Raw genomic sequence first — 17419 nt, forward strand, 5'->3', positions numbered from 1 at the left:
CCCTTGCCTCCCTCTCACCTTATCAGTCTATTTCATTACTATTCTATAAAAACTAATGCCGTTAGTTTATATTATAACTAATACCATTAGTTTTACAAGTGGATCTATCTAAAAAACGAAAATAAAAAAGCAGGACACAGGAATATAATCATCCCGCAGTCCTGCCCAAAGCGATCTATATCATTTTAGTTGTTTTTGTTTGTGGTATGAATGCTGAGATATTTCAGTCTTTCCCTCCACTGTTCCCGGCCAGAAAGCCCATCGTCCCAGTAGCATCGTAATTGCCGGAACAAGTAGTGGACGGACTACAAATGTATCTAGTAGTACTCCAATGGCGCAAATCAGGCCAAATTGTACCAATACCTGAATCGGTAATGTTGCCAACACAGCAAAGGTACCCGCCAATATTAAGCCCGCCGAGGTGATGACTCCCCCTGTTTCCGTAACTCCCTCTTGAATGGCCTGCTTGAGCGGCATACTTTTTCGCTTCTTCCAAATGCTTGAGATCAAGAAAATGTTATAGTCCTCACCTAGCGCCACAAGAAACACGAAGGCATAGAGTGGAATCAGACCTTGAATCGCCGTAGCGCCCATGATGTCGTGGATAACGAACCAGCCCAATCCAAGTGCGGAGAAGTAGGATAACACGACTGTCAATATTAGATAGATCATGGCGACTACGGAGCGTAGATACGCTAGTAATAAAATGGCGATCAAGCCGATTACAATTGGAATAATGACCTGTTGATCTCGTGCATTAGTCGCTTCCGTATCAAACTGAGTTGACGTCAATCCCCCAACCCAAACCCGCTCCTCTGGCGATGTTACACCGGCATCCTTTAAAACTTGCACTGCAGCATTTCGTATATCAGGAATATGCTTCATTGCCTCATTAGAATATGGATTCAAATTAAACTCGATATCTATAGCGTTAATCTCATTATTATTTTTCCCCTGGGTAATCTCTGACACCTTGCTAACAAAAGGCAATTCAGAGAAGGTCTTCTCAAGTGGAACTTCCTTCCCCTGAGTATCTACCATAAGCTTAACTGGTGCTAACTCACCTGGCGTGAATTTATCTGCAATAACGGCAAATCCTTCACGAGAAGGACTATCTTCCGGAAAAGAAGATAAGATATCCACGGTGTATTCAATCCGTAGCGCATTACCAGCGAACCCTCCAAGAATCACTAGGGTCACAATTACAATTAGCCAAGGTCTCTTCGTTACTACACGTCCGACCCGACCTCCGCTTTTTTTGTGCGATTTAGAAATGTTTGCTTTCCCTTTCTTACGTGCCCGTTCAGCTGCCATCTCTGGTGTTCGAGGAACAAGCGGGTAGAATGAAACCCGTCCGAAGATGGCCAACAGCGCCGGAACCAAGGTTAAACTGGCAATGCCCATAATCAGAATCGACAAGCTAAAAGGAACGGCGAATCGGTGGACAGAACCATACTTAGCAAATAACAATACCAGTAATGCCATGACCACGGTGAATCCACTCATTGCAATAGCACCAGATGAATCTCGGAACGCTCTTACCAACGCTTTTGACTTATCCTTTTCCTCCATCAGGAGCTGTCTAAATCGGGATATGAGGAACAAACAGTAATCCGTTCCCGCACCGAACAGAAGGACAGTCATGATTGAAATACTCTGTGAATCAAATGTGATCCAGCCCATATCGGCCATTTTCCCCAGTATCGGACTAGTTACTCCATAAGCGAAGCCAACTGCAATCAAAGGTATAATCGCCAAGATAGGCGATCTATAAATAAGCAGTAATAAGACCAGAACTAACAGTACAGTTGCCATAAGTAATGAAACGTCTGCATTGGAGAATAACCCTACCGCGTCGAGTGAAACTCCCGCAGGTCCTGATACACGGACGGATAGTTCACCATGATCATCAAGCTTAGCAGCGAACGGATCGCTCCCGAAGTCGGTCTTCACTTGCTCCTGAATCTGGGCAATCCCTTGCTTTAGCAGATCAGAATCAATATTCTTGTTGAAGAAAAACGGCAATACAATAGCTGTTCCATCCTCAGACGCCTGCTGTTTCAACGCTGGCAGAGGAATACGATCGAAGGGTACGACTAACTCCTGCCCCTCAAGCGGATTCTGCGTAAAATAAGCGGTTAACTTCTGTATATTCTCGTAGTCCTCATCAAGAAGTCCACCATCTCGTTTCCATACGAGCAACGCCGGTAATCCGGAATCACTTGGAAACTCTTCCTCGGATAATAGTCCCGCCTGAACCGATGGCTGAAGAGAATCAAGATTAGCCGCAGTATTATCTTCTTTCTGATTAACGCCTGGCCAGACTGCACTTAGCACACCAGCAAGAACAATCCACGCGACCAGTGTGACCCATTTCGTTCTTCTCCCAGCAACCCAGCGACCCATACGCTCCAGTAGGATATCCATATCTTCTCCATCTCCATTTTCTCCATTGATTAGTGGTGTGACATAAATCATATTGTAATTATATATACCGGAAGGTTAATTATCAATCGAAAATTTAATTCCACCTTTGTTCTCCTCAAATCGCTTATGGTATAATAGTTCGTCAGTACAAGGGATTGAGGTGATTGGGATGAAATCCCCGAAAAAAAGGCCTTTAGGAAGACCTTCTGGACAACAAGAAGGCTTACCTACTTCCAAGACTATATTACATGCTGCCTCGAAGCTCTTCATAGAAAAAGGATTTGAATCCGTTTCGATGAATCAGGTTGCAGAACTTTCCGGCGTAACTAAAGCGGCCGTTTATTACTATTTTCCAACAAAAACAGAATTATTTATGGCTTCGATGCTCGAGGTATTGTCCTTTGTTAACGAACGTATTAGAACAATTCTAGAGCAGCCTGGCAGCTTCCGTTCTCGTCTAGTTAACATTGCTACAAACTATTTGAAAATCCCACAGGTCCATATGGATGGGATGGTCGAGAAGGTGCGGCACCATCTATCTCCTGAACAACAAGAATCACTAATTATTCATGAGAATGCGTTGTACCAGAGATTACAAGAGGGATTCGATGCAGCCGTCAGAAATGAAGAAATTATTTGCAACGATTCCTTTATAGCCGCTCACATTTTCGTGTCCATGCTAAAGGTTGGGGAACGTAAATATACAGATGACAACAAACTATTTGCTTCCATAGAAGAGGCTGCTGAAGGGATCGTATCCTTCCTTTGGAGAGGTATTCATAAGTGAGTAAGCCCATAACAAACAAAGGATGATCATATATATGGCTTTCGGCGTCAAAAGAGAAGAACTAAATGCTTGGAAAGAAGCAGTTTCCCGCGGGGAGATTGCCTTCTTGACACACTTTTGGCTAGATCCCCGTTTTCCCGGTATCACGACCGTTACCAAGGTCGGCTGTTCCGACTTGCAACGTCTAACTTCCTGGTGTATCGAACATGATCTCCCACCACAATACATCCATAATCGCTCCCCCTTCCCCCATTTTGATCTACTCGGACCAAAGCAACGTGAAATCCTCCAACAAGAGGAGCTCTGGGACCAATTAGAGCGCTTCAGATTAGGGTAGCACTCCGATTTTGGATGTAGCCTTAATTTCTTATATTTATTTTTTCTCTTTCCATGGAGACTATAATACCTTATTCTGTATATGGGAAATTTTATTAGAGAGAAAACTATACTGAGGTGAGAAATTAGATGTCAAGTAATGCACATGCTTCGCCCGTTTCAGGCAGTTTGTTTAAAAACCGGTTTTACCAAACGATCCTGATTTCGAACATCTTTCTACAAATCGGGATTTGGGTTAGAAATTTTGCCATTCTCATGTTCGTGACAGATCAGACTAACAACGATCCACTGGCAATTTCGCTTATTTCTGTAGTTGAATTTGCTCCAATCTTCGTCTTCTCCTTCATAGGAGGTGCGTTCGCTGACCGTTGGAAGCCCAAGCGAACCATGATCTGGTGTGATTTCCTATCCGCCATCTCTGTATTCGCTGTACTACTTACCCTACTGTATGGTTCATGGGAGGCCGTCTACTTAGCAACATTCGTCTCGGCCATACTATCACAATTCTCCCAACCTTCCGTCATGAAACTATTCAAACAACATGTTCATCCCGAGAAATTACAGCAAGGGATGGCCCTATTTCAATCCCTGGTTGCCATCTTCATGGTACTCGGACCTTCCCTTGGTATATTCTCATATCACCAATTCGGCATTAAGATTTCAATCGGAGTCATGGGCGTAGCCTTCTTATTATCTGCGGTTGTGTTATTCCGACTCCCAGCTGATGAGGAGCCAGAGGCCAAGGGTGAACGCAGCACAAAAATATGGCAAGAGCTTGGTGATGGATTCCGTTATGTATGGCGCAGTCCTGTATTGAAAGTCCTCGGTCTCACATTTGCGATTGCTGGATTCTCCATAGGTACCATCCAGACACTTTCCCTCTTCATCGTTACAGAGCGGCTTGGTCAACCTAAAGAGTTCTTACAGTTTCTGATGATGGTCAACGGGGTCGCTATGTTGCTCGGTGGAGCCGTCATTATGACGCTTGCCAAAAAGATCGCTCCGCAAGTCTTGCTCGCTTTTGGTATAGCCGTTAGTGCTGTATGTATTGTTGGTATGGGTCTCTCCACTAGTATCCCATTAACCTTGGCGTTACAATTCCTAAACGGACTTACCATGCCCTGCATCCAAATCGGGATTAACACCATGATCCTTCAATGGACAGAACAGTCCTATGTAGGCCGGGTAAACGGAGTGCTTAGTCCGATGTTTATGGGGATGATGGTCATCATGATGTCGGTGGCCGGAGTTCTCAAGAAAATGTTTCCGCTGGTCGAAATCTTCGTTATATCTGGTATCGTAATGTTAATAGGTGCACTCATTCTCATTCCGATATTCAAACATAAACCAGCACCTACTGTAACAGCAGAAACTGCTAACCCTGCATAAATTACTTGCATATAAAAAGAGTCCTGGTAAAGATGATCAAGGGATCATCTTTGCACAGGACTCTTTCTTCATATATAGCCAGTTTGCTTATCGTTTGTTAAAAATGTCCGTCAATACCGGAACGATTTGCGCTTTACGGGATACGACGCCTTTGAGTACTGCCTTGTTATCGGCTAGTTTCACACTATAAGCCTCTTCTACAACAGCAGAATCCTTACCGAGTGCTAGTCCTACAGAGTCGTTGTTGAGAATGTCAGTTACAACAAACAAGAACAAGTCCAGTCCCTTACTCTCGATGATTCCGTTAAGAGCGGCTTCAATCTCAGACTGCCGTGACAGCACATCGTTTACATCCACTGCATTTACTTGAGCAATTTCCACTTTAGATCCAGCCATATCAAATTCCTTAGCATCAAGGGAGATGAGTTGCTGAATTGTCTTGTCGCTCAAATCGGCTCCTGCCTTCAGCATGTCAAGACCATATTCCTCAGTATTTACGCCTGCAATTTCCGCTAGTTCGCGAGCAGCATTAACATCTTGCTCTGTGCATGTAGGTGATTTAAATAGTAGTGAATCCGAAATAATAGCAGACAGCATCAAGCCAGCTATATTGCTGGGTACCGCAATTCCGTTTTCTTTATACAATTTATTTAATATTGTAGCCGTACAACCAACGGGTTCAGCGCGATAATAAAGCGGTCCACTCGTTTCAAAGTTAGCAATACGATGATGATCAATAACCTCAACGACCCGGACTTGATCGATATCCGAAACGCTTTGTTGCCGTTCATTATGATCAACTAGAATGACTTCTTTCACTTCACCAGCTACCGCCTCGATAACCCGAGGGGCCTGAAATCCGAAACGATCCAGAGCAAACGCCGTCTCCCCGTTAACGTTGCCTAATGCAACAGGTTCAACGTTCCAACCTAGCTTGGATTTCAAGTCTGCGTAAGCAATTGCTGAGCAAATGGTATCTGTGTCGGGATTTTTATGACCGAAAATCAATACTTTTTCCATCTAATTACTCTCCTTTTCGTCATCAACTTAGAAAAGTATATCTCAGATTTAGCTGGACAATCAAGATGATAGCTTTAATATTTATTACGCATTGCAAACAAACTAGGGTCAAGGAGATAATAAGTCCTAAGAATGACATTAAGTCTTCACTCAGGTAGTCTTCAGCAGGCACTCAGCCTAATCATAGATAATATGTACTATGAGTAAGGTTTAATAGTTAGGGAGGCACATAACATGAACAACGTGAAGGGTATCAAAATATTACTTGTCGACGATGAACCACATATTCTTCAATTTCTAGAATTCGGCTTAACTAATGAAGGATTCGATATACGGTCAGCTAGTGATGGAATGAGTGCTATTAACATAGCAGCTGAATTCCATCCCCATATCGTCGTGCTCGATGTCATGTTGCCGGGAATGGACGGCTGGGAAGTCTGTCGATTATTGAAGAAAAATATGAGCAACATCGCCATTATTATGTTGACAGCTAAGGATGAGGTTGATGACAGAGTTAAGGGACTAAATATCGGCGCTGATGATTATGTCGTCAAACCCTTCAGCTTCGAAGAATTGCTAGCACGAATCGGAGCGCGATTACGCAACCAATTTCCAACTCTATTTGGAGAAGTCATGCTAGGACCCTTTCGTATCGATGACCGCAGGAAAGAAATAACCTATCTTGAGCAGGTACTGGAGCTATCTCCAACCGAATACGAGTTGCTTAAATATTTGGTTATTAATCAAGGCATTGTATTAAGTAAGTCAACGATTTTAGATCAAGTTTGGGGTTATGATTTCGGTGGTGAGGAGAATATCGTTGAAGTATATATAAGATCGCTTCGCGAGAAATTAAACGACAAAGAGCATCGGCTCATTCGCACGCTCCGGGGCGCGGGTTACCGCGTCGATCTGCCATGAAGAGGGGGTTGTTCGGCAAAATCAAGACATTTTTTGCCCCCCGCTCTCTTCGCTTCCAGTTACTCTCGCGCTCCTTGTTCATCTTGGCGGCTCTGCTATTACTCATTGGATCACTGCAGTACGTTCTGATGAAAGACTTCTTATACCGCAGTCAGTCGGAGACGATGATCTCTCAATTGCGGAGTATCCCTAAGAACCTGCTTGGTACGAATACTCCAGCCCCTGAATGGAGAGACGAAGGGGGATCAAATACCGATCTACCTAGTCCCGACAAGGGAAATCGTGGACCTATCTTTTTCCTTGCTGGCACTTCCTTGGCCTACATCAGTGAAGACGGAAGTTTTACGGACTTAACAGAAGAATACGGTATACCCTCCCCGCGTCTTACCGATGCACAGTACGCTGAGATTTTAGAAAATACAAGATACAAGGACCATAGTAATTATCAAGTTGTTCAAGACACTGCTGGGAATGAACAACTTGTCGTGATCACGGTGGTGGGTGGACCCGATAATCGTCACGAGCTCATTCAAATGGGTACACTCACCGCTCCAATACGAGAGATCGCTTTAAGGCAACTTAGGACATTTCTTATCTTATCCTTACTTGCTCTAGCAGGAGGATTGATGCTCTATTTACCGGTTCTGCGCCGATCACTTAATCCGCTCAACCAAATGATAAAAACCGTTGAGGCCATAAATGCAGGTAACTTAAATCATCGATTCCCCGATACGCAGAGACAACTCGAGATCGATCGGTTAGCCAATTCATTTAACGGTATGCTTGAGCGATTAGAGTTGTCCTTCGATGCTGAACGGGAAGCCAAAGAACAGATGAGAAGATTCATCGCCGATGCATCGCATGAACTACGCACCCCGTTAACTTCGATTCACGGATTTTTGGAGGTCCTTTTACGTGGTGCCGTTGATAGACCAGAACAGCTCTATGCCGCCTTGAACAGTATGCATGGGGAATCTAAGCGCATGAAAAAGCTGGTAGAAGATCTGCTGATGTTAGCTAAGTTAGATCGTGCCCCTGAGCTTCAACTAACCGAGACACGATTAGATTTGCTTATTACAGAAATGGAGCCCAGTCTGCAAATTCTTGCGGGAGAACGAAATCTTCAATTGAATATATCGCCTTGCAGTCCGGGTATGTACGATTCTGATAAGATAAAGCAAGTCATACTAAACTTATTTCATAATGCCGTCCAACACACCGACCCGATTGATGGCGCTATTACACTAACCTTATCCTCCCATCAAGATCGCACCAAATTGACCATTAAGGATAACGGCCAGGGTATCTCTAAAGAGCATTTACCCCATGTCTTTGAACGTTTCTATCGTAGTGATTCTTCACGTACTCGTAAACATGGTGGTGCTGGATTAGGTCTTTCGATAACACATTCCATTGTCGAAGCTCATGGCGGCAGTATCAGCGTTTATAGTGAAGTAGGAGAAGGAACAACATTTCAAGTGGTACTTCCTATTTTAAAATAACACATTAAAAAGCCGAGGATTCAGCACAATTGATGTGCTTGAACTCTCGGCCTCTTGTACGATCAGGTACCCCTTTATTCCGTTACTTCGATGACATATTGTTTGTATTTACCGTAATCGCTTAGCTTACATTCCATAGTGATCTTTGTTCCCTCAGACTCATATTCTGTAGACAGAATGTTTGCACTTTCATTGAAATAAGACACCACAGCCCCTTGATCATAAGGAATAAGCATCTCACATTGAATGTAATTTTTGAAGATACGCTCTCGGATAGCCTCGACCAATTCAGAAATACCGATCCGTGGTTTTGCGGCAATATATATTTTATCCCCATCAACCTCGGGAATACTCCGTTCCGTAAGATCAGATTTATTATAAGCGTAAAGCGTCGGAATATCTGTAATTCCAATTTCCTTCAGCGTCTGAACAGTAATATCGATCAGTCGTTCATGTTCCGGATTACTATAATCGACCACATGAATCAGCAGATCTGCCTCGGCCACCTCTTCTAGCGTCGAACGAAACGCCTTGATGAGATGATGCGGCAATTTACTTACAAATCCAACTGTATCCGTAAGCAAAAATGATTTATTGTCCGGCAGTGGAATGTCACGAACTGACGTTTCCAGCGTGGCGAACAACATATCTTTCTCAAGCACTTGCTTCTCTGGAGTTATACTGTACTGTTCCATCAAGGCATTCATAATCGTAGATTTTCCAGCATTCGTATATCCTACGAGTGAAACAACAGGAACATCATTTTTCTTCCGCTGTTTACGTTGGGTCTGCCGATGAGCAACGAGCACCTCTAGTTCTTTACTCAGCACCGTGATCTTCTCTTCAATCCGCCGCCGGTCAAGCTCAAGTCGCGTCTCACCCGCACCTCGGTTCTTAGTACCTACTCCCCCGCTCTGTCTTCCCAGTGATTCCCCTAACCCAATCAAACGAGGTAGCATATATCTAAGTTGCGCTACTTCCACCTGCAACTGAGCTTCGCGCGTCTTCGCCCGTCGTGCAAAGATGTCAAGAATCAGTATCGTCCGGTCGATCACCTTACACTGCAAATCGGCTTCGAGATTACGAATTTGTGAAGGTGACAGCTCGTCATTAAAAATCACGAGATTGCCTTCCACCCCTTCTAGTAGTGCAAGCACCTCTGTACTTTTTCCTGTTCCAATGTAATGAGATTTATTCACACGTGGCAAGTTTTGAGTCATTGTTCCTACAACCTCAACTTCACATGCCTCTGCCAAATTCGCTAATTCTTCCATCGAATATTCAAAATCAGCTTGATGATTCAGATTAACCCCAACTAATATCGCCTTTTGTTCTAATTGTTCCATAAACTGCATTCCTCCTAAAGAAAAAATAAAAAACACAGGCAGCAGGCCTGTGTAGAATGCAAACGAGATATGATGACCATAGCGGACCTACGGCGAAATAAACGCTTACCGTAAGCGACGTCAACAAGTCGGTATATTCTATTCTAAAGTTCCCCTTATCATAGCAGACCAATCCCGTTCACCCTGCACAGGAGCAGAGCCTTTGAGCACTATTCAATTAGCCGCGCAAAGTGGAAAAACGGAATTTAATGTATAACACGGGAAACCCTCCGTTCATGTAAATTAAGTCTATTTTACCATAAGTATGTTCAAATGAACAACCTCATATGTTATCTACATGACTCAGTTTACCTATAGATATTAGAGGAGGAATAATTATGCCAAATTTCCCTTCAACTGGTGGAGGCGGTTTTGAATTGATAAGTACGTTATTCCCAATTCTTTTCATTATCATTCTTGCACTAATTATCTTTAGTATGATCCGAAGTGGTGCGCGTTACGCCAACAACGCCAGTTCCCCCCGGCAATCTGTATATGCAACCATTACTTCCAAGCGCATGGATGTGCAGTTCTATTCCCATACCGATGCTAACGATCAAATGCATACCACCAACTCTTCACATACTTATTATTACATCACACTGCAGTTTGACAATGGTGAACGTAAAGAATACTTAGATGTCAAAAATATTTACGGACTTGTCGCCGAAGGAGATACCGGATACGCCGCAACTCAAGGTGAGTGGATTGTTGCTTTTGAACGAAATCAAGAAGTTAGTAGAGACAATAGTAGATTTTGATGATTCATCAACATTTTCCATTGTATATTTATGGTACAATTAAATTGATTTCCTATAGTAAATTGGAGTCTATTAAACAGAAAAGGAATGATGTACATGCAATGGATCGTAATTGGTGTTGTAGCGATCATCTTAATTTATGTTATTGTCGCTTACAATGGTTTAGTAAAACTTCGGAACTGGGTTAAAGAATCATGGAGTCAGATTGATGTTCAGTTAAAGCGTCGTCATGACTTGATCCCCAATTTACTAGAAACAGTTAAAGGTTATGCTAAGCATGAAAAAGAGACTTTAGAGAAAGTCATCCAAGCTCGTAATGGGTTAATCTCAGGCTCACCGAGTGAGCGTGTCGAAGCTGATAGTCAGCTCCAAGGAGCTTTGAAGTCGGTATTTGCACTGGGTGAATCTTATCCTGATTTGAAAGCCGATCAGAACTTTGTGTCGCTTCAAGAGGAACTCGCAAATACGGAGAACAAAGTAGCCTATTCCCGCCAGCTATATAACAAAACAGTAGCCGAATATAACACAAAAAGGGAATCGTTCCCTACAAATATGATTGCCGGGATATTCAATTTCAAGGTAGAACAATTACTTGTTACTCCAGAAGCAGAGAAGGAAGTTCCTAAGATTACATTTTAATCTGCCTTGATATTGGATGGATTGATTCATGAAAGTAAGGTGATTTCTGTGCTGTATAAACAAATCGAGCAAAACAAACGAAAAACGATTATGTTGGTCATGTTCTTTTGTCTTTTGATAGCAGGCATAGGCGGTGCCATTGGTTACCTAGGCTATGGAGATATCTTGCTTGGTCTAATCGTGGCGGCAGTGGTGCTTGTATTTTATATCCCGATTACATACATGTCTGCAAATGCGCAGGTGCTAGGATTATCGGGTGCTACACTGGCTACCCCAGAGAAGCACCCCCAGCTTTACAACATTGTTGAAAGCTTATGTATTCCAGCACGCATTCCGATGCCTAAGATCTACATAATTAATGATCCTTCTCCCAATGCATTCGCAACAGGAATTAAACCAGAGAAAGGTTCGGTAGCATTCACAACCGGCCTGTTAGAACGACTGAATCGGGAAGAACTCGAAGCTGTAGCTGCACATGAAATTGGACATATTCGCAATTACGATATTCGCTTAATGACTATCAGTATCGCGCTCATTTCTGTTGTAGCAATTTTGGCTGATATGGGAACACGTATGTTATTCCATAACCGACGAGGTAATGACAATAAGAAGACACATCCAGCAGTACTTATAATCGCCCTAGTCTTTGTCATACTTGCTCCGATTGCAGCTAGATTTGTTCATTTCGCCGTTTCACGGAACCGGGAATATCTAGCTGATGCAACAGCTGTAGAATTGACTAGAAATTCAGTAGGACTCAAGCACGCTCTACTCAAAATCAGCGGCAGCGATCTCGATGTAAGGAAAGCAAAAGGCTCTACCGCCTCTATGTATTTCTCCAGTCCGTTTAGCAAGGAAAGAAAGAAGAAAAGAACAAGTTGGTTCAGCACTCATCCTTCAATCGAATCTAGAATTGAACGATTAGAGAAAATGTAAATCTATATAACAAAGGCAACGGCGCTGTAAGCCGTTGCCTTTGTTTTTTATTCTACAAATACTTGTGGTGGTTGTTCAGGTGTAGGAAGTACACTGCTCTTCCGGGTTGCCATGAAGTAAGCTTGCAGCTTTCTATTCAACCATAAGGATCCAGCAATGAATGCGACTACTCCTAGTAGCTTCAGAGGTTGCGATGCAAAATCTGAAATATGAGTTCCGATATATGAAACACAGAATACCATAATTCCCTTACCTAGAACAACGGCTACTAGAAACGAACGAATTGACATGCGAGTTAGGCCCGCTGCCATATTGATGACTACGAATGGGCCGACCGGCAACATACTGAATAAGAAGACAAAGCTAAACCCATTCTTTCTAGCCCAGACCATCGCTTTCTGTATCTTCGGTTTTCTCTCCCAACGTTGTAAGAAGGAAGAAGTAGCTACTCTACGAATAATTAAGAAGGTTACCATACAACCCGCTACTAAGCCGAACAATGAATATAAGAATCCCATCCACATGCCATAAATGGCGGCGTTTGCACCAACTATCAAGATCGTGGGCAAGGGAGGAATGAATGATTTCATAAATGTAAGGAAAATTCCAGGAAGAGGTCCCATGGATCGATATTTCAACAGCAGAAGTTCAAGATTCTGTTCTGTTAAATAATCCATGATATCCAAAGCTCCGTTCATATTCGCCCTCCTTTTGTAAATATATATTTCTATTATAGCTTTGAATCACCATAGATATCACCACTATATTTTTTCCTATATAAATAGGAAAAGGCCGATATGATGATCCCATATAGGATACCATAACGACTTCTTGTAAATCTAACCTTGTCTAAACGTTGAACCGTTTCACTTGTTCCAGTAATTCTATAGCCATGTTGCTAAGCCCTTCCGCGGAATGAGCAATATACTCTACGGAGCTCATCTGTTCTTGAGAAGCTGCAGAAACCTCTTCTACCTTGACCGTGTTACATTCTGAGATATGGGTTACACACTGAATCGAATGTAAAATCTCATCCGTAGCGGCTGTAATTTGCTCAATTGCGGCTGAGACTTCCTGAACCTGGCCGGTCAATCCTTCAACTGACTCCCGAATCTCTCCAAATGATTTATCCGCCGTCCCTATAACGGTCGTCCCTGCTTGAACTTCTTTCATGCTATTTCTCATCATTGACACTGACAGGTCAGCCTCGGTTTGAATTATATTGGCCGTCTTGGCGATGTGACTCGCAGAGGTAGCAGACTGCTCCGCCAGCTTGCGAATTTCACCAGCAACAACTGCAAAACCTCTTCCTTGTTCGCCGGCTCTCGCTGCTTCAATCGATGCATTAAGTGCTAATAAATTTGTCTGAGCTGAGATCTCGGTAATAATATTTACAAACTTTCCAATCTCCTTGGAATGAATCGCAAAACCTTCAATTATACTCGATAGTTCTTGAATAGAATGGTTAATGTTATCCATTTGGGAATTAGCTGCTTGTAAGGAGTTATTTCCTATCAATGCGAATTCAGAAGAACGAAGTGAGGCTCCAGATACTTCCGTAATACTATGTGCGATTTGCCCTATCCCACTGGAAATTTCCATGAGGGTAGCCATGTTATTATGTAAATCGTTCATCTGCTGTTCATTGCCATTTGATACCTCTTGCATGATACCAGCAATACGTTCCGTTGCCTGAGCTGTCACATTGCTATCAGAAGTAAGCTTCGCAGAGGAACGCTCAAGATCACTCGAAGACGCACTTATTTGAATGATCATCATTCTAAGGTTTTCTGTCATTAAATTGTAGTTCCTCGCCAAATCGCCAACCTCATCTTTCGATTTCACCGTGAGCTGTTTCGTCAAATCCGCGTCACCTTGCGCTATTTCTCTGAGTTGATTGTTTACATCCTTAATGGGCCTCGAAATGGCTCTCGCTAAGAACAAGGAAACCCCCACAGCTAATACAATGGATACTCAGGTACCTACCAACATGATCATCATAGCAAGTGACCGACTCGATTCCGATATACGCTGCTGGTCATCGATTTGCTTCGATAATATATCCTCAAATTCTAGCTGTGACTTTATAACAGAATCCAAAGATATTTCAGTGAACTTATCATGAGCCTCCGCAAATTTCTTGTTCTGCAGCAATTGAGAGGCTTCCTTAAAATCAATTAAATATTTGCTCCACTGTGTCTCAAAAGAACTAACTGCTGCTTGCTCATCCTCACTTAGATTGCTCTTCTTCATCTGTTCAACGTCCGTAGTAACCTCTACAAGCGATCGATCGAAGGCTGTTAAATAAGTGCTCATCTTTTCTTCTGACTCACTCATGAGGTAGCGGGCACCCAGTTCGTCGGCCTGTCGAATTTTATCAGTGAGTTGCTGAATCGATGAGAGTTTGTCCATATTTCGGTTAATCTGATCTGTCATTGAAGTTATTCTTCCTTGTAACACGGTGTTACTCACGATAGCCACGATGAATAGCAGGATCACAGCAGTGAAGCCACTTAAAATTTTGTAGCGGATTGAGCGTAGTTGTAATCGTTGCATAACAGAATTCCTCCAGCTCTCTTATGTATAGTTGGTTCAATTTTCCTATTACTACTAGCCTAGTCTGCTTTGCTGAACCTAACATGAATGAAAGCTGAGCATCCACTTAAAAAATATAAACAATCCAATGGAGTCCAATACGAAAGAAATTGGTACGCAAAAGGACCACGGGAGAAATACACTCCAGTGGTCCTTTGATCCATTTCATTTTATTGCATGTCCTTAACGACTTGATCACCGAATTCGCTTCTCGTAACCGGCTGTGGCCATAACATCCTTCCAAATAAAATAGCTAATATCCCCAAAGTTGCGTTCGTAATCCCGATTAACATAAAGGCATGGCCTACTTGGATTGAACGGATAAGAATTCCTCCCGCAAGTGGAGCGGTCAACATAACAAGGCTTGAAATCGTATTTTGAATACCGAACACACGTCCAATGACTTCTGGAGGTGACTCCTTTTGTAATATATAATTCTGAGTGACCATGTAAAAACCATTTCCCATGCCAAGCAAGAACCCGAATACCAGGAGGAGAATGGTCCCTGTTCCAGGAGGACATAACCCTAGTAGAGCGATCCCCGTCCCAATCAGTACACAACCACTACCAAGTCCCAATCCATAAGAGATACGGTTCCAGCGATTTAACACTAGAAGAACTGTTACAGCCCCTGCACCAATGGCCGATATAAGCCAACCGATTAACGATTCATTAGTAGGATCTATCTCACGCAACAATGTAGGAAACTGGTAATCGATCATCAATATTGATATCAGTCCAATAAAGCCAAATAGTATGGTGTGAAGTACTATTTTGGCTCGCAGGAGAAACATCCACCCTTCCCGCCACTCAGCAAAAAAGCTCCGCTTCTTGTTTTCAATCTTGTTACTGGATTCATCTACTTCAGATAAGGCAGTTTGTGAACTCTGCGATACTCTTGAGAGAAACAGTGCAGACAACAGTCTAGCACCTATATTCAAAATAATACATGCTTGAGCAGGCATAAGTACCAATGTAATAGCACCTAACAACGGTCCTGCCACCTTCGATCCTTGATTAACCAATCCATTCAAAGACGTAGCCTGAAACAGCTGTTCTGTTGGAACGACTTGCCTGGTCAACGCCTGCTGTGCGGGTCCATGAAATACGCTGGCAGCTGCACGAAGTGCAAGCAATGGTAGTAACAGCAGCATATTAGGAGCAAACAGTATAGCCAAAGTCAGTCCAGCAGTCACAAGGTCGCATACTATCATTAGTCTTGCTTTGTTCACACGGTCCGTAACCGTTCCTGCGAAGGAGCCGAGTAGAACAGCGGGCAGTGCCATTGCTACTGGGATAAGCGCCAACATGAACGGGTCAACGCCCCAGCGATAAGCAACCAGGACCTGAATCGCGATAGCGTCAAACCAATCACCAAAGGAAGCAAGGGTATAAGCGATGAACATGTGCCGAAAGTTACGATTCGATAGTAGTGCCACGCGTTTATTAAGTTTCATCTGTAATTCCTCCATATGATCCGTAAGATACAATTAGCGTATCCTACAATTATCAGAGGAATATCAGAGGATCAACGTACATTCAACGCTTGTTCTAATGTACGTTCCACGTCGTGTCGATACTTGGACAGGCCGTACTCTCTATCTAACGCAGCATAGACTCCTTGATATTTGTGTTCCAACTCAGAGTCAGGCACATGATTCTGTACATACAGCAGGATTTGGGATACAGAAATTAAAAGCAGCGGCGCATTTATCGACATACGGAGTACTTCCAGTCCTTCATCAAGCAAATCAACACCCTGGCTTCTCTTCCCTTGCGCTAATAACCATAACCCTTTTAAAATGTGATATCGTCCGATCTCACGTAAATAAGGTGTATCCTTCAAAAATCGTTCCAACCGACAAGATATTCGCTCAACCTCGATCATTTGTTCCGCAAGTAAGCACACATACATTTGCATTAAAGCTACAGGCATCGCGAAAGAAGATAATTTATCCTCCTCAATTCGCTTGCGAGTAATAGGAAACTTAGAAATAGCTTCAAGTGGCAGCCCTGCCTCACCGTATAATTCTAGTATATTCAATATCTCCATTTCTCTATGTTGCTCTGGCGGCAGGATACCCGAATCCAGTGCCAGTTGACACTTCCGCAACACATCATTGGGGTCAGATGACATTCCCCGATATAGAAGTAACAGCCAATATAGCCGCTCTTGGAGTGGTATTTCCTCCGCTCCAAGAAACCATGGAATATCACCCTGAATAAACCGAAGATACACTTGATAGAACGGGTCCATCTCAAAGCCTAATACATCTTGCTGAGTTTCCAGAGCCAACATGGACTTACTCTGCCCAAACCGATGATATTTCTCAAACATCTCCCCAATCGCATTCTTCATTTCTTCATCATGAACTGATGGATTATCAACCTGTCTTCGTTCGTTTAGCGTTAAAGTATATCCATATCCTCGGACTGTGTTAATGGTTATATGATCCCAATGATGAAGCTTCTTCCGTAAGCGATAGATATGATCGTCCACGGTTCTTTCCGAAGGGTATTCCAGCATCCATACTCGGTCCAGCAATTGCTCCCGTGTAAATGTGTGATTGCGATTGTAGTAGAGAAATTCAAGCAAAGCATATTCTTTAGCCAACAGTACAATCGTATCCGTGCCACTCTTAACTAAATAGCCAGCTTGATCAAAAATCAGTTGGGCCATGTCTTCCTCCTGGATGGAGCTCCGGCAACTCTATCTTTCAC

16 protein-coding genes are annotated in these 17419 nt (G+C 43.0%); 8 read left to right on the forward strand and 8 right to left on the reverse strand.

Annotated elements, in window-relative coordinates:
• Window positions 1–180 precede the first annotated feature (180 nt).
• Window positions 181–2427, reverse strand: coding sequence for an MMPL family transporter (locus tag EJP82_RS18475; protein WP_127193559.1), 2247 nt, complete (start codon window positions 2425–2427; stop codon window positions 181–183).
• A 169-nt stretch (window positions 2428–2596) separates the two neighbouring features.
• Here EJP82_RS18475 and EJP82_RS18480 point away from each other — a divergent pair, with 169 nt between their 5' ends.
• The 3 genes from EJP82_RS18480 to EJP82_RS18490 all read left to right on the forward strand — a co-directional run bounded on the left by EJP82_RS18480 (window position 2597) and on the right by EJP82_RS18490 (window position 4939).
• Window positions 2597–3214, forward strand: coding sequence for a TetR/AcrR family transcriptional regulator (locus EJP82_RS18480; protein WP_127193560.1), 618 nt, complete (start codon window positions 2597–2599; stop codon window positions 3212–3214).
• A 34-nt stretch (window positions 3215–3248) separates the two neighbouring features.
• The gene (locus tag EJP82_RS18485; protein ID WP_127193561.1) at window positions 3249–3551 is read left to right on the forward strand and encodes a hypothetical protein; all 303 of its coding nucleotides are present in this window, start codon (window positions 3249–3251) and stop codon (window positions 3549–3551) included.
• A gap of 128 nt (window positions 3552–3679) precedes the next feature.
• Complete coding sequence (locus EJP82_RS18490) at window positions 3680–4939, forward strand: MFS transporter (RefSeq protein ID WP_127193562.1); 1260 nt, start codon at window positions 3680–3682, stop codon at window positions 4937–4939.
• Between the two features lie 87 nt (window positions 4940–5026).
• On the opposite strand, the gene EJP82_RS18495 is transcribed toward EJP82_RS18490, so the two are convergent.
• Window positions 5027–5959, reverse strand: coding sequence for a manganese-dependent inorganic pyrophosphatase (locus EJP82_RS18495; RefSeq protein WP_127193563.1), 933 nt, complete (start codon window positions 5957–5959; stop codon window positions 5027–5029).
• A 234-nt stretch (window positions 5960–6193) separates the two neighbouring features.
• On the opposite strand from EJP82_RS18495, the gene EJP82_RS18500 reads away from it, so the two are divergent.
• Window positions 6194–6880 carry a response regulator transcription factor gene (locus EJP82_RS18500; protein ID WP_127193564.1) on the forward strand — a complete coding sequence of 229 codons (687 nt, stop codon included), beginning with the start codon at window positions 6194–6196 and terminating at the stop codon, window positions 6878–6880.
• Entirely contained in the window at window positions 6877–8382 is a 1506-nt protein-coding gene (locus EJP82_RS18505) for a sensor histidine kinase (protein ID WP_127193565.1), read from the forward strand. Before EJP82_RS18500 ends, EJP82_RS18505 begins: the two co-directional genes overlap by 4 nt.
• 74 nt (window positions 8383–8456) lie before the next feature.
• Here EJP82_RS18505 and hflX read toward each other — a convergent pair whose 3' ends face one another.
• Window positions 8457–9728, reverse strand: coding sequence for a GTPase HflX (gene hflX / locus EJP82_RS18510; RefSeq protein WP_127193566.1), 1272 nt, complete (start codon window positions 9726–9728; stop codon window positions 8457–8459).
• 377 nt (window positions 9729–10105) lie between these two features.
• On the opposite strand from hflX, the gene EJP82_RS18515 reads away from it, so the two are divergent.
• From EJP82_RS18515 to htpX, 3 genes are all read left to right on the forward strand, one after another.
• The gene (locus EJP82_RS18515) at window positions 10106–10528 is read left to right on the forward strand and encodes a DUF2500 domain-containing protein (protein WP_127193567.1); all 423 of its coding nucleotides are present in this window, start codon (window positions 10106–10108) and stop codon (window positions 10526–10528) included.
• Window positions 10529–10624: 96 nt separating this feature from the next.
• Window positions 10625–11167, forward strand: a complete 543-nt coding sequence (locus EJP82_RS18520) for a LemA family protein (protein WP_127193568.1) — start codon at window positions 10625–10627, stop codon at window positions 11165–11167.
• A gap of 48 nt (window positions 11168–11215) precedes the next feature.
• A complete protein-coding gene (htpX, locus tag EJP82_RS18525; RefSeq protein WP_127193569.1) occupies window positions 11216–12103 on the forward strand; it encodes a zinc metalloprotease HtpX in 888 nt (295 codons plus the stop codon).
• 47 nt (window positions 12104–12150) lie between these two features.
• On the opposite strand, the gene EJP82_RS18530 is transcribed toward htpX, so the two are convergent.
• From EJP82_RS18530 to EJP82_RS18550, 5 genes are all read right to left on the reverse strand, one after another.
• Entirely contained in the window at window positions 12151–12801 is a 651-nt protein-coding gene (locus EJP82_RS18530; RefSeq protein ID WP_127193570.1) for a TVP38/TMEM64 family protein, read from the reverse strand.
• Window positions 12802–12952: 151 nt separating this feature from the next.
• Window positions 12953–14059 (reverse strand): methyl-accepting chemotaxis protein, encoded by a 1107-nt coding sequence (locus EJP82_RS18535; protein ID WP_246054258.1) that lies wholly within the window; start codon window positions 14057–14059, stop codon window positions 12953–12955.
• 18 nt (window positions 14060–14077) lie between these two features.
• Window positions 14078–14659 (reverse strand): MCP four helix bundle domain-containing protein, encoded by a 582-nt coding sequence (locus EJP82_RS18540; protein WP_127193572.1) that lies wholly within the window; start codon window positions 14657–14659, stop codon window positions 14078–14080.
• Between the two features lie 209 nt (window positions 14660–14868).
• Window positions 14869–16155 carry an MFS transporter gene (locus EJP82_RS18545; RefSeq protein ID WP_246054259.1) on the reverse strand — a complete coding sequence of 429 codons (1287 nt, stop codon included), beginning with the start codon at window positions 16153–16155 and terminating at the stop codon, window positions 14869–14871.
• 71 nt (window positions 16156–16226) lie between these two features.
• Entirely contained in the window at window positions 16227–17378 is a 1152-nt protein-coding gene (locus tag EJP82_RS18550; protein WP_127193573.1) for a winged helix-turn-helix domain-containing protein, read from the reverse strand.
• Window positions 17379–17419: the final 41 nt, after the last annotated feature.

Source organism: Paenibacillus anaericanus, from assembly GCF_003994475.1.
Lineage (GTDB): Bacteria > Bacillota > Bacilli > Paenibacillales > Paenibacillaceae > Fontibacillus > Fontibacillus anaericanus.

What these genes read in the sequence shown, in the direction of transcription:
- EJP82_RS18480 (WP_127193560.1), top strand. Translation starts at nt 2,597, where the DNA reads ATGAAATCCCCGAAAAAAAGGCCTTTAGGAAGACCTTCTGGACAACAA.
- EJP82_RS18515 (WP_127193567.1), top strand. Translation starts at nt 10,106, where the DNA reads ATGCCAAATTTCCCTTCAACTGGTGGAGGCGGTTTTGAATTGATAAGT.
- EJP82_RS18545 (WP_246054259.1), bottom strand. Translation starts at nt 16,155, where the DNA reads ATGAAACTTAATAAACGCGTGGCACTACTATCGAATCGTAACTTTCGG.
- EJP82_RS18540 (WP_127193572.1), bottom strand. Translation starts at nt 14,659, where the DNA reads ATGCAACGATTACAACTACGCTCAATCCGCTACAAAATTTTAAGTGGC.
- EJP82_RS18490 (WP_127193562.1), top strand. Translation starts at nt 3,680, where the DNA reads ATGTCAAGTAATGCACATGCTTCGCCCGTTTCAGGCAGTTTGTTTAAA.
- EJP82_RS18500 (WP_127193564.1), top strand. Translation starts at nt 6,194, where the DNA reads ATGAACAACGTGAAGGGTATCAAAATATTACTTGTCGACGATGAACCA.
- EJP82_RS18485 (WP_127193561.1), top strand. Translation starts at nt 3,249, where the DNA reads ATGGCTTTCGGCGTCAAAAGAGAAGAACTAAATGCTTGGAAAGAAGCA.
- EJP82_RS18475 (WP_127193559.1), bottom strand. Translation starts at nt 2,427, where the DNA reads ATGGATATCCTACTGGAGCGTATGGGTCGCTGGGTTGCTGGGAGAAGA.
- EJP82_RS18505 (WP_127193565.1), top strand. Translation starts at nt 6,877, where the DNA reads ATGAAGAGGGGGTTGTTCGGCAAAATCAAGACATTTTTTGCCCCCCGC.
- hflX (WP_127193566.1), bottom strand. Translation starts at nt 9,728, where the DNA reads ATGGAACAATTAGAACAAAAGGCGATATTAGTTGGGGTTAATCTGAAT.
- EJP82_RS18550 (WP_127193573.1), bottom strand. Translation starts at nt 17,378, where the DNA reads ATGGCCCAACTGATTTTTGATCAAGCTGGCTATTTAGTTAAGAGTGGC.
- EJP82_RS18520 (WP_127193568.1), top strand. Translation starts at nt 10,625, where the DNA reads ATGCAATGGATCGTAATTGGTGTTGTAGCGATCATCTTAATTTATGTT.
- EJP82_RS18530 (WP_127193570.1), bottom strand. Translation starts at nt 12,801, where the DNA reads ATGAACGGAGCTTTGGATATCATGGATTATTTAACAGAACAGAATCTT.
- EJP82_RS18495 (WP_127193563.1), bottom strand. Translation starts at nt 5,959, where the DNA reads ATGGAAAAAGTATTGATTTTCGGTCATAAAAATCCCGACACAGATACC.